15 protein-coding genes and 1 other RNA gene are annotated in these 12,088 nt (G+C 51.3%); 10 read left to right on the forward strand and 6 right to left on the reverse strand.

The genetic code is table 11. The features are described 5' to 3' along the window. Positions 1-70: 70 nt before the first annotated feature. The gene (locus tag BS29_RS17515) at positions 71-127 is read left to right on the forward strand and encodes a hypothetical protein (protein ID WP_326838504.1); all 57 of its coding nucleotides are present in this window, start codon (positions 71-73) and stop codon (positions 125-127) included. A 6-nt stretch (positions 128-133) separates the two neighbouring features. On the opposite strand, the gene BS29_RS06065 is transcribed toward BS29_RS17515, so the two are convergent. Beyond that, on the reverse strand, positions 134-1,945 hold the full coding sequence (locus BS29_RS06065) for an ABC-F family ATP-binding cassette domain-containing protein (protein ID WP_229956317.1): 1,812 nt from the start codon (positions 1,943-1,945) through the stop codon (positions 134-136). Between the two features lie 146 nt (positions 1,946-2,091). On the opposite strand from BS29_RS06065, the gene BS29_RS06070 reads away from it, so the two are divergent. The 5 genes from BS29_RS06070 (at position 2,092) to BS29_RS06090 (ending at position 6,599) form a co-directional block, all read left to right on the forward strand. Further along, on the forward strand, positions 2,092-2,811 hold the full coding sequence (locus tag BS29_RS06070; RefSeq protein ID WP_229956318.1) for an SIMPL domain-containing protein: 720 nt from the start codon (positions 2,092-2,094) through the stop codon (positions 2,809-2,811). Between the two features lie 68 nt (positions 2,812-2,879). After that, a complete protein-coding gene (locus tag BS29_RS06075) occupies positions 2,880-3,188 on the forward strand; it encodes a PepSY domain-containing protein (protein ID WP_229956319.1) in 309 nt (102 codons plus the stop codon). A 113-nt stretch (positions 3,189-3,301) separates the two neighbouring features. Further along, on the forward strand, positions 3,302-3,967 hold the full coding sequence (locus BS29_RS06080; RefSeq protein ID WP_229956320.1) for a response regulator transcription factor: 666 nt from the start codon (positions 3,302-3,304) through the stop codon (positions 3,965-3,967). A 95-nt stretch (positions 3,968-4,062) separates the two neighbouring features. Continuing rightward, a complete protein-coding gene (locus tag BS29_RS06085) occupies positions 4,063-5,379 on the forward strand; it encodes a sensor histidine kinase (protein ID WP_229956321.1) in 1,317 nt (438 codons plus the stop codon). A 17-nt stretch (positions 5,380-5,396) separates the two neighbouring features. After that, positions 5,397-6,599, forward strand: coding sequence for an FAD-dependent oxidoreductase (locus BS29_RS06090; protein WP_229956322.1), 1,203 nt, complete (start codon positions 5,397-5,399; stop codon positions 6,597-6,599). Between the two features lie 9 nt (positions 6,600-6,608). Here the strand turns inward: BS29_RS06090 and BS29_RS06095 are convergent, their stop codons facing one another. Then, positions 6,609-6,893, reverse strand: coding sequence for a chorismate mutase (locus BS29_RS06095; protein ID WP_229956323.1), 285 nt, complete (start codon positions 6,891-6,893; stop codon positions 6,609-6,611). A 129-nt stretch (positions 6,894-7,022) separates the two neighbouring features. Between BS29_RS06095 and BS29_RS06100 the strand changes: the two genes are divergently transcribed. Together BS29_RS06100 and BS29_RS06105 are read left to right on the forward strand one after the other, a co-directional pair. Then, a complete protein-coding gene (locus BS29_RS06100) occupies positions 7,023-8,036 on the forward strand; it encodes a polyprenyl synthetase family protein (protein ID WP_229956324.1) in 1,014 nt (337 codons plus the stop codon). Between the two features lie 26 nt (positions 8,037-8,062). After that, positions 8,063-8,341, forward strand: a complete 279-nt coding sequence (locus tag BS29_RS06105) for an ETC complex I subunit (protein WP_229956325.1) — start codon at positions 8,063-8,065, stop codon at positions 8,339-8,341. A gap of 9 nt (positions 8,342-8,350) precedes the next feature. Here BS29_RS06105 and BS29_RS06110 read toward each other — a convergent pair whose 3' ends face one another. The 4 genes from BS29_RS06110 to BS29_RS06125 are packed head-to-tail and all read right to left on the reverse strand — an operon-like array spanning position 8,351 to position 10,981. Continuing rightward, positions 8,351-8,842, reverse strand: coding sequence for an NUDIX hydrolase (locus tag BS29_RS06110; protein WP_407673777.1), 492 nt, complete (start codon positions 8,840-8,842; stop codon positions 8,351-8,353). A gap of 32 nt (positions 8,843-8,874) precedes the next feature. Further along, positions 8,875-9,561, reverse strand: a complete 687-nt coding sequence (locus BS29_RS06115) for a TPM domain-containing protein (protein ID WP_229956327.1) — start codon at positions 9,559-9,561, stop codon at positions 8,875-8,877. Beyond that, positions 9,561-10,385: a TPM domain-containing protein gene (locus tag BS29_RS06120; protein ID WP_407673754.1), complete on the reverse strand. Its 825-nt coding sequence runs from the start codon at positions 10,383-10,385 to the stop codon at positions 9,561-9,563. The genes BS29_RS06115 and BS29_RS06120 overlap by 1 nt, the downstream gene beginning before the upstream one ends. 5 nt (positions 10,386-10,390) lie before the next feature. Further along, a complete protein-coding gene (locus tag BS29_RS06125; protein ID WP_229956328.1) occupies positions 10,391-10,981 on the reverse strand; it encodes a LemA family protein in 591 nt (196 codons plus the stop codon). Between the two features lie 143 nt (positions 10,982-11,124). Here BS29_RS06125 and mscL point away from each other — a divergent pair, with 143 nt between their 5' ends. Both mscL and ssrA read left to right on the forward strand, forming a co-directional pair. Next, positions 11,125-11,547: a large conductance mechanosensitive channel protein MscL gene (gene mscL / locus BS29_RS06130; RefSeq protein ID WP_229956329.1), complete on the forward strand. Its 423-nt coding sequence runs from the start codon at positions 11,125-11,127 to the stop codon at positions 11,545-11,547. 74 nt (positions 11,548-11,621) lie between these two features. Continuing rightward, positions 11,622-11,965, forward strand: a transfer-messenger RNA (tmRNA) gene (ssrA, locus tag BS29_RS06135). Positions 11,966-12,088: the final 123 nt, after the last annotated feature.

Consider the following 12,088-nt stretch of genomic DNA (forward strand, 5'->3'; position numbering starts at 1 on the left):
CTCGGAAGAACCATCGGTTGACAATTCTCCCCTTTGGAAGCGACTAGCCTGGATGGCCGCAATTTGGCTGATGAGTATCAGCGTGTTGAGCGTGGTTGCTTACGTATTACGTCTTTGGATCGCTTAGCCACTTTTAGCTTGGTAATTGCTCTACTTTCTCGGCCAATTCCAGCCAACGCATCTCGGCTTCGTCCTTTTCTTCGATAAGGGCTGCATTTTCCGCCGTTAGTTTTTCGAACTGGGCATAGTCCTTGGTATATAGATCTACATCGGACAGGGCGGTTGCAATCTCAGCCATACGCTCATCAATTGCCTCAATTCGTCCGGGCAGCAGATCATAGTCGCGCTGGTCCTTATAGCTGAGCTTCTTTGCTGGGCTGCTCGATTTGACAGCCGGTTTTGAAGCGGCCGGCTTGTTGTTGCTTTTGGGTTTGAATGTACCGCCATCTGCTTTGCGCTTGGCTTCCCATTCCGCATAGCCGCCGGCAACAATATCTACTCTGCCGCTGCCATCTAGTCCCAAAGTGACTGTGACTGTACGGTCGAGAAAATCGCGATCATGGCTTACAAGCAATACCGTGCCCTCATAGTCTGCGATAACTTCCTGAAGCAGATCCAGTGTTTCAAGATCGAGATCATTGGTTGGTTCATCCAGCACCAGCAGGTTGGACATGCGCGCAAATTCTCGGGCGAGGAGCAGGCGTGACTGTTCGCCGCCCGATAAGGTGCCGACTTTGGCATCGATAAGGCTTGGAGCGAACAGAAAATCCTTGAGATAGCCCTGTACATGCTTTCTGTTACCGCGAACGTCAACCCAGTCGCTTCCATCTGCCAGAACATCGCGGACGGATTTACCACTTTCGAGCAAACTGCGTTGCTGATCGATAAACACACCGTTTAGTGTTTTGGCCAAGGTAACCGAGCCGGTATCGGGTTCAAGCTCACCGGTCAGCATTTTGAGCAATGTGGTTTTACCCGCACCATTGGCGCCGACAATACCAATGCGATCGCCGCGTTGAATGCGCAGGGAAAAGTCGCGAATGATGGTCCGCTTGGCATCCCCTTCTCCAAAGGCTTTGGAAATATTTTCGGCCATGATGATGGATTTGGTACGGACATCATCGCTTTGTGCTTTCAAGTTCGCGGTCCCAGCCGGTCCAATCATAGCTGCGCGCTGAGCCCGCATTTGATAGAGTTTTTCAAGCCGTCCTTGATTACGTTTGCGTCTGGCAGTGACACCGCGTTCGAGCCAGCGCGCTTCCAATTTCAGTTTTGCATCAATTTTTTGCGCCGCTTGTGCTTCGTCAGCATGAACCTTCTCCATCCAGGCATCATAGCTGCCAAAGCCGACTTCCTGACGCCGAAGCGCTCCGCGATCCAACCAGATGGTTTGTTTAGTGAGTCGGGTAAGAAAGGTTCGGTCATGCGATATGGTAATGAATGCACCTTTATAGCGGCGTAACCAGTCCTCGAGCCAGTCAATCGCTCCAAGGTCGAGATGATTGGTAGGCTCATCAAGCAGTAAAAGGTCTGGTTCGAGAGCCAGGGCCCGACAGATAGCGGCGCGGCGTTTTTCGCCGCCACTGGCTTTGTCTGCGCGAATTGAGAGGTTGGTGGAAAGCTGATCCGCAATGGACTGGACCTCATGCTCTGCGGGCCCGGGCGATCCGGAAACAGCAAAATCCAGCAATGTTTCGAATGGCGTGAAGTCCGGTTCTTGCTCCAGCATTACAATGTTGGTGCCGGGCTGTATCATCCGCTTTCCCTTATCGGGTTCTATCTGATCGGCGATCAGGCGCAGCAATGTGGTCTTGCCTGCGCCATTGCGACCAATCAGGGCTAAGCGGTCACGCGGACCTACGTGCAGGTCAAGATCTTGAAATAGCCAACCTTCTCCCTGATGGAGGGCTAGTCGTTCATAGGAAAAAATGGGCGGTTGTGACATTGTTCTTGCGCGTTAGGGGCAAGCGGCCATTTGCTCAAGTTACCTTTTCAAAAAAGCATGCTATGGGGCGTTGGCGAAAAATCAGGGGGCAGATGCATTTTGCCGAAGCAGGGTTCTTAACTTTAAGAATTTTCGGAAGGAATAATATGAAATATCTTGGAAAGATCGCCCTTGCTGCCGCAATATTAGGGAGCAGTCCTATGGCGCAGGCCGCCAATATTCAAATCACGGCGCAAAATCCAGTGATCGAACTCAGTATATCCGAAGAGGTTAATAGCCGTCCCGATACCGCTACGTTCAGCACTGGCGTAGAAACCAAGGCCGCCACCGCGACACAGGCGCTGCGCGATAATTCGCGCCAAGCCAAACAGGTAATTGATAAGCTGAAATCACTTGGCATCGCAGAGGACGACATTCAGACGACGGGAATTAATCTCAACGCTGATTATCAATATGATCGTAAAAGCGAAACCAACCGCTTCGTCGGCTACCGCGTTTCCAACCAAGTGCAAGTAAAGGTCCGCGACATTGACAGGCTGGGCATGATATTGGATGCTCTGGTCAGCAGCGGCGGGGCAACAAATCTCAATGGTCCATATTTCTCGATCAATGATGACAGCGCTCTTAAGCAACTGGCGCGCGAGCGGGCGCTTGCGAATGGCAAAAAGCAAGCAGAAAACTATGCCAAGGCATCTGGCTATTCAGGCGTGCGGATACTTTCTATTGCTGAGGGGATCAGGACCAGTGCACCTGGCCCGATGCCATCAGCCCGAATGATGGCGGTCGCCAACGAATCCGTTCCAGTAGCTCCAGGGCAGATCGGCACAACGATCACTCTCAATATTAGCTATGAAATGACTCGTTAAGCTTTAAAGCTGAAGCGTGAACTTGCTGTTCACGTGATGTTAAAAGCATCAAAGCTAAGGATATGCCGATGTTAAAAAAATCCATCTTTTCTGGGCTTTTGGCTTTAACGGCATTGGCCGTTACATCGGCTCCGGCTGAGGCGATTCAGCGTGATGATGAACAAAAAGCCGCGCGCGCACAAATGATGGCGGGCAAAGGCAAATCCTTGCGTTCAATCGAGAACAAGGTTCTGCCGAGAATGGCTGGCAGCCAATATCTTGGACCAGAATATGATCCATCTGCACAGGTCTACCGTTTGAAATTTATTGAAGACGGCCGTGTTGTCTTCATTGACGTTGACGGCCGAACCGGAGCGATACTCCGTGAGCGTCGCTAGTACGCTTTATCTTTCTATCACTCAGTATTGAGCTGTTTGTCTTTATCATTGTGGGATTAAATGATGGTGATATAGCTACACCTTCATGAAAAAAGGTTTTCTGGAGTTACTTTATGCGCGTGCTGATAGTCGAAGATGAGCCCACTTTGGGGCAACAGCTAAAATCGACGCTGGAAAGCAATGGCTATGCAATCGATCTGTCGACTGATGGTGAAGATGGCCATTTCATGGGTTCTACCGAAGAATATGATGCGGTTATTTTGGACCTTGGCTTACCTGAGATAGACGGTCTGACGGTTCTTGACCGCTGGCGCAAAGAAGATCGGAATTTTCCGGTTTTGGTTCTGACCGCCCGGGATAGCTGGTCGGACAAGGTGGCTGGACTAGATGCTGGTGCAGATGATTATTTGGCCAAGCCCTTTCAAACTGAGGAGCTTATCGCTCGTCTACGGGCGCTTATTCGCCGCGCATCTGGCAATGCATCTTCAGAGTTGACCGCTGGCGATGTCCGTCTCGATACACGCTCGGGCAAGGTGACGCTGGATGGAAGTCCGGTTAAGCTGACGGCACAGGAATATAAGCTGCTGTCCTATCTGATGCATCACAAGGGAAAGGTCGTATCCCGCACAGAGCTTATTGAGCATATTTATGATCAGGACTTTGATCGCGATTCCAACACGATTGAGGTTTTTGTGACGCGTATCCGGAAAAAACTGGGCGCAGATGTCATTTCGACCATTAGGGGGCTGGGCTATAGTCTTGAGGATCCTGACAGCTGAATGAAACAAGCAAAATAAATCTTCCTGTTGATGAAGCTGCTGTCCAGCCAAAACCCCCGTTAGGCACGCAAACCACTGGGTCGTTAAGTCGCCGGATGATCGGTATTGCTGCGGCTTGGATCATCGTTCTGCTGCTCGGAGGCGGCGTGGCGCTGGATCGCGTGCTCGTCAATGCTGTTACCCGCAATTTTGACAATCAACTGGAATATGCGCTCACCGCCATGATCGCATCAGCCGAGATTGACCCTACCGGCGAGGTGTTTTTCAACCGGCCTCTTGGTGATCAGCGGTTTTTGGAACCCAATAGCGGACTATATTGGCAGATTAGCGGTACCGGGCATGATGATTTTACATCGCGGTCGCTTTGGGATCGGACACTGGAACAGGTCACACCTCACGATGATCTTGAAACGCATCTCTATGACAGCGATCAATTCCCGGGCGAAGGTCTGCGGATGGTTGAACGCACTGTTATTCTCCCGGATTCTGAAGTTAAATGGACGTTTCAGGTCGCGCAGAGCAGGGAAAGCTTGGATGCTCAAGTCAGCGAAATACGGTCGATATTGATTAACAGCTTCTTGCTACTTGCACTCGGTCTGATCGGTATGGCGGCGCTGCAGACGCTCTATGGACTCTGGCCACTGCGCAAAATTCGCAAAGCCATTAGTGAGATGCGAAACGGCCAAAAGAAGCGTGTCAGTGAACCGATGCCCAACGAAGTGACACCAATGGTTGATGAGTTGAACGAACTGCTTGATCATAATGAAAAGCAAGCTGAAGAAGCGCGGCGTCACGCGGGAAATCTGGCGCATGCGCTCAAAACACCGCTGACTGTAATCATGAACAGCGCAACGGCGAAGGCCGAAGATCTGGCCGATACGGTTATCCGAGAATCTGGTGTAATGCGCCGTCAAGTTGATCACCACCTCGCCCGGGCACGTGCGGTTGGTCGCCGTGGTCATGCGCATAGCCGTTCTCGCGTATGGCCTAGTCTTCAAGCCGTGGAACGTGCGGTTGGTCGACTCTACAAACATGTTCGCATTGACATTGATGGCGACAAGGATGCTGCCGTATCCGTCGAGCGACAAGATCTCGACGAGATGATCGGCAATCTCGTGGAGAATGCTGCAAAATATGGAGGTGGTAGCGTCTTCGTTACCGTCGAACCGGGGGATGAATTTGTAGAATTGCTGATAGAGGATGACGGTATGGGGATACCTGCCGAAGAACGTCAGCGGATATTTGACCGGGGTGCACGCCTTGATACCGGCAAGCCTGGAACTGGTCTTGGACTGGCGATTGTTCGGGATGTGGCTGAAATTTACCAAGGCACGGTTTCGCTGGAAGAAAGCGAAGATCTCGGCGGGTTGATGGTACGTCTATGCTTGCCCAAGTCGCAAGTAACTTCGTGACACTACGTCATGCATGATTGAGTTTCTGGACTTTGGGGCTGGTCAATCAAAATATTGCAATAGTGGGATGTGGCCCGGGCGGTCTAGCATCCGCACTGCTGCTGGCCAGGCAGGGGCACCATGTAACACTATTTGAGCGTTTCTCCGAACCAAAGCCACTCGGTTCCGGTCTGCTGATCCAGCCTTCGGGTCAGCAAATATTGCAGTCATTAGGTTTGTTGGAAAACATCAAGCAACGATCCTGCCCGGTGCATCAACTACATGGCCTCTCGGTCTCTAACAACCGGCGTGCGCTTGATATGAAATATGGGCATGCTCGGATACCAGTATCCGCTCTCGGCATTCATCGCGCTAGTCTCTTTGGAGTCTTGATGGATGCTGTGCAGGAAATGAGAATTCCCATCGAAACGAACAGGGAACTGACTGGCGTGACGGAGAAGAAAGCTTCGATTCAGCCTGTTTTTGCGACGGATATTGAAGGCGATCAATTCGACATGCTTATTGATGCCAGTGGTGCGCGTAGCCCTCTGGCAACCGGTCGCCTCCGAAAGCTGAGCTACGGCGCCTTTTGGGCAACCGTTGATATGCCAGGGAGTCATGAAATCATGCCAAACGCATTGGATCAGCGGTATTGGCATGCAAGTAAAATGGCAGGCATCATGCCAGTCGGGACCAATCCAGCGACCGGAAATCAAGGTGCCGCCATATTTTGGTCGGAGAAACCGGAAAATGCGGCTGGCGTTATCGATGCGGGAATTGAGCGTTTTCGTGAGCACTATTGCGAGCTTTGGCCAGAGGCCGAACCTTTTGTGCGACAGATTGGATCAATGGATGAATTGACCATGGCGGTTTACGATCATCGCACGGGGCAAGCGCAAACCTCATACAGGCTCTATCATGTCGGTGATAGTTGGCATTGCACCAGCCCACAATTAGGGCAGGGTGCCAATATGGCCTTGATCGACGCTGCGGCATTGGCAAAGGCGGTTGAGCGGACAAGCAGTCTTAAGGATGTGCGCAAAATTTACCGCCGCCTGAGATCATTTCACATAAAGCTGTATCAGTCGCTCAGCGTGATATTTACACCGTTATATCAATCAAATAGCCGGGCCTTGCCACTAATCCGAGACCTGGTGATCCACTATTTTGCCAGATGGCCACTGGTCCGAAATTTCATAACGCATACGGTATCAGGTGTTTTAGGCTTTCGGCGCTTCTAGCAAGACCATCTAGCTGGATTCTTCGCGTATCTGTTCATGGTGACGAATGACCTCATCAATGATGAAGCGCAGGAATTTCTCTGAAAATTCGGGATCGAGATTGGCGTCACTAGCAAGCTGGCGCAGGCGGGCGATTTGTTCTTGTTCGCGCGATGGATCGGCGGGGGGTAGCTTATTTTCCGCCTTATATTCCCCCACCGCCTTGGTCACTTTGAACCGTTCTGCCAGCATGAACACCAAAGCGGCGTCTATATTGTTGATGCTTTCGCGATATTGCTTGAGCTTTTGGTCCATGGATAGCCGCCTAAATTCGGTAATTGATTCGTCTGTAGATAGACTTGCTCGCAAGTTTTGCAAACTTCACCTGTAGATCGCTTAATTTCACTTGCCTTATTTCGGTTCCCTTGCCACATCGCAAGCAACATGACCGCAACTGTCCACCATCTGGGGCGAGATTCCACCCCATCGCTAGAACCGCTTATGGCACTCGTTGCCAATGATATGAATCAGGTGAACAGCGTAATTCTGGATCGGATGCAGTCGGAAATCCCTTTGATACCAGAGCTGGCCGGGCATTTAATTGCTGGTGGTGGCAAACGAATGCGCCCGATGCTCACCTTGGCGGCTGCAAAATTGATCGGTTATGAGGGGGATCGCCACTTCAAATTGGCGGCAGCTGTAGAATTTATCCATACCGCGACACTTTTGCATGACGATGTGGTGGATGGGTCGGATCTCCGGCGCGGGAAAACGACTGCTAATCTGGTTTTTGGAAATCCCGCCACAGTCCTTGTAGGAGATTTTCTGTTCAGTCGATCTTTTGAACTGATGGTGGAAGATGGCTCGCTTAAGGTGTTGAAAATTCTGTCGAGTGCATCAGCGATCATAGCCGAAGGTGAGGTAAATCAGCTCACTGCGCAGCGCAAGATTGACACGAGCGAGGATCGCTATCTTGATATTATCGGCTCAAAAACAGCGGCATTATTTGCCGCTGCCAGTCGGATATCCGCTGTCGTCGCGGAACGAGACGAAGAAACAGAGCTGGCGCTCGATTCATACGGCCGCAATCTTGGTATCGCTTTCCAACTGGTTGATGATGCGATTGACTATTCTTCTGACAGCGAAACCATGGGCAAGGATGCCGGCGATGATTTTCGCGAAGGCAAGGTTACTCTACCGGTGATTCTCGCTTATGCACGCGGTAGCGATCAAGATCGCAAGTTTTGGAAAGACGCCATTATTGGCCACAAAGTGTCGGACGATGATTTGTCATTTGCCACTGATCTGCTTAAGAAAACTGGCGCGATTGATGACACTATTTCACGAGCGCGGCATTATGGTCAGCGGGCTATTGATGCATTGGGCGCATTCCCATCAGGTAAAGCAAAAGCGGCAATGACCGAAGCAGTTGAATTTGCGATTTCACGCGCTTATTGAGGCGACCATCAACGAAGGAAAATGTGATGGCCGCACGAATTTATCAGAACCCCATGAACGCGATGCAGTCGGGCAAAGCGCTTACCGACAAATGGGTGCTGGAATTTGAGCCATCGGAGGCGCGCAAACCCGATGCCCTGACCGGTTGGACTGGCTCTGGCGATACACAGCGGCAGGTGAAAATGAATTTCCCCAATGTCGATGCAGCAAAAGCCTATGCAGACAAATATGGCATTAGCTATTCTGTCGTGCCAACTCCGAGTAAGAGCCTAAAAATACAGGCTTATGCGGATAACTTTCGGTAGGGTCTCTGCTTACTTTGGTTGAAGAAATAGCAGCAATTTAGCGTCAATAGCCGCCCGCTCAGCGCGTTTCTGATCAATAAACTCGGCTAAGCTGTCCAGCGCCACGCGATGCACAGTGATATTCTCCCCGTCAACACCGCCGCCATCGCCAGTTTTAATAAGATTCTTGGCCCGAAACAGTACGAAGCTCTCTGACAGCATGCCCGGTGACGAATAATATTCGCCGCAATCATCCATTGTCTCAGCGAGATAGCCGGTTTCTTCTTCCAGCTCCCTGATCGCTGCTACAGAAGCATCTTCGTTGCTATTGTCATCATGATCACCAACCAGGCCTGCTGGCAGCTCAATACAGTTTTTACCCAGCGGCACGCGATATTGTTCCACCAACAACACATGGCCTTCATCAATTGCCAATATAACCGCTGCGCGAATGCCGCGACTGCGCGAGACATATTCCCAGCGGCCTTTTCGCTTGGCCGTAACGAAACGACCTTCCCACATGGTTTCGACGGGTGCGTCGGAGTCTTCTATACTCAAAGCTCGATCAGCCGATCTGGCAGTTCGTTCGGGTTTTTGTCGGTTTTGGGAAAATGCTCTTTCAGCACCACACCGACATGCCGAACGGCCGCAGCCATGCCTTCGCCAGGGCGGCCAGCACGAACTTCATCGATCAAAGCAACCATCGCTTCGCCCCAGACTTCAGGCGATACTTTCTCAGCTATTGCGTCATCAGCAACAATTTCCGCCCGATGCTCTTTCAGAGAGACGTAAATCAATATTCCCGTCAATCCCATGGTCCGGCGTTCTGCACCCACCTTGAAAAAATCAATCGCCCGCCTGCGGACGCGGCGCTGTTTCGTGCTCTTTGGCGTCACCAGAAGCCGAAGGGGCATCCAAGCGAACAGATAGCGCATGACAAGGAACAGGGTGACGCTGGCGATGAAAAGGATCGCCATTTGCTCGCCCGCCGTTGTGAGATCTTGTTCCCAGCCACCAAAAAGGCCTCTTATTAGCGACTGATAAAAGGCAGGGAAAATAGCCAGTGTAGACAAAAAGAAAAAGGTAATCCCGATGGCCCATTGCAGGCCAGCATCATGATATTTGTCTGACAGATCCGTAACGATGGTCACAATCTCACCATCTGTGGATTTTTCCGCCTCGCTGACTGCGGCTGTAACGAGCTTATGCTCCGCTTCGGAAAGCTGATTGACCTTCTTCATCACCATCCCCCCGATGCGCCGCCGCCGCCGAAGCTGCCGCCACCGCCGCTGAAACCACCGCCACCGAAGCCGCCGCTGCTGAAGCCACCACCGGAACTGCCCCATCCGCTGGAGCCACTACCGCCCCAGATAACGACTGGGCCAGAACCGCCGCGATAGCGTTTGCCGCCGCGCGAATTGGAAATGGATATGACGATAATCACGATCCCGACAATGATCCAGAATATAACCAGACCGGCTTCACCATCGTTGGAGCGTTCCCGTTGCTGGGCGACGGCTTGGGAAGCAAAAGCCCGGGCCTCTTCTTCGGGTAGCATCAACTGCGTCATGATCCGGTCGACACCGGCATTGATACCCGCAGGCATGTCGCCATCGCGAAATCGCGGCAATATTTCATTCTGGATGATCACGCTGGAAAGCGCATCCGTCATAATGCCTTCCAGTCCGTAGCCGACTTCTATACGAACCTTGCGATCATTGGGAGCGACGAGCAAGATAATGCCATTATCTTTCTCGGTCTCACCGTCGCCATCCTGTCCAATGCCCCATGTCCGGCCCAGCTGATAGCCATAGTCAGCAACATCATAGCCTTCCAGATCAGAGACAGTGGCGACCACCATTTGCCGGTTTGAATTAGCCTCAAGCGCTTCAAGTTTGGTCGTGATCGCCGCTTCCTGCGCAGGATCAAGCAGGTCCGCCTGATCGACAACCCGGCCGGTCAGTTCCGGGAAACTCTGGGCGGCGGCAGGTGTCACCGGAACCATGATCGACAATACCAAGGCAGCCCAAATCGCTGCAACAATGCTGTGGGGGACGTTACGCATTGGCTTTAAAACGCAACTGTCGGAGCTTCATCCGCGCCTTCGGTGGTGGCTGTAAATGGTTCCATGGGCTCTGCGCCATGAATGATCTTGGCACCGATAATATCGGGGAAGGTTCGGATGGTGGTATTATATTGCCTGACCGCTTCGTTATAGTCCCGGCGCGCCACGTTGATGCGGTTTTCCGTGCCTTCAAGCTGGCTTTGCAGAGCTAGGAAGTTTTGATTGGATTTCAGGTCGGGATAGGACTCTACGGTTGCCAGCAAGCGTCCAAGACCTTGTGAAAGCTGACCCTGAGCTGCAGCAAATTCCTGAATTTTTGAGGCATCGCCCAAATCATCAGCGCTGACCTGAATGGATGTCGCTTTCGCGCGCGCTTCAACCACAGCAGTTAGCGTATCCTGTTCTTGGGCTGCAAAGCCTTTCACTGTTTCAACTAGATTGGGGATCAGGTCTGCACGACGTTGATAGGTGCTCTCGACATCAGCCCATTTGGCTTTTGCTTGTTCTTCTGCTGTCGGGACGCTGTTGATGCCACAAGCGCTCAGCGCTAGCGCCAAAACTGGTACCATCAAAAATTTAGATATCTTGCCATGCATGCTGATTTTCTCCCACGTTCCGATTGATCGCCTCATCAAATGTAAAAATAGGTACGAAAACAGGCAAATGCAATGACTTCCCTCGACAAATTGGAGGTTTTGGGGCATTTAGCCGTCATCTTACGGGGAAGAGGAGTATTGTAATGTTTTCGGAATTTAAAGAGTTTATCCTGAAGGGCAACGTGCTGGATTTGGCAGTTGCGGTCATCATTGGTGCGGCCTTTGCCACCATCACAACTTCACTGACCGAAGATGTGATCATGCCGGTGGTGAGCGCGGTTCTCGGGACACCGGATTTCTCTAAAATGTTCATCCTGCTAGGCACGCCGCCAGCGGAACTGGCTGGATCAACCGACTATGCCGCCTTGAAAGAAGCAGGCGTTCCGATGCTGGGTTGGGGACAATTTCTGACCGTTGTCATCAACTTCATCATCCTGGCATTCATCATTTTCATGATTGTACGCTATGCCAATAAAGTGATGGCGAAAAAGGAAGAGGAAGAAGCAGATTCCGGTCCAAGCGAAATTGACCTACTCACTGAAATTCGCGACAGTTTGAAAAAATAATCGAAATTTCAGATATTTAGTTAAAATACTTATGGGCGTGGATAATGATATCCGCGCCCTTATTTTTTGCGCATTCTCTTTTCATTCAGAATTATGCGACTATATAGATCCTGTCTGCTTCGGCGGACTATGGTGATAAATTGTGATGTGCAATAGGCACAACGGACCCGGGGGCAGTACCCGGCGGCTCCACCATTTGAGATGTTTTTGAACATCTTTGCTGATGGGGCCGAACCAGGATCGACGTGTGTTGAAAAGCATTATTTTTACCCGGCCTGAGTATGCCGTGATTGCTCAAAAACTATAAGTGCAAACGATAACGAAGCACTCGCAGTAGCGGCTTAAGCCAACGACCTCACGGTTGTAACTTAAGAAGTTAAAGCGCGGTTGGACCCACCGGGCAACAGAAGGGATACCGGCGGCCTGGGGGTGCCGAGCAACAGAAACCCCCAACTTTCAAAACAGTTGAGCACCGAGCAACAGAAGCTCACCACTTTATTTTATGCATGTGATTGCGTGTTTTCTCGAAAGAGGAGGCATT

Origin of the sequence: Parasphingorhabdus litoris DSM 22379 (assembly GCF_020906275.1) — a bacterium.
GTDB classification, from domain to species: Bacteria; Pseudomonadota; Alphaproteobacteria; order Sphingomonadales; family Sphingomonadaceae; genus Parasphingorhabdus; species Parasphingorhabdus litoris.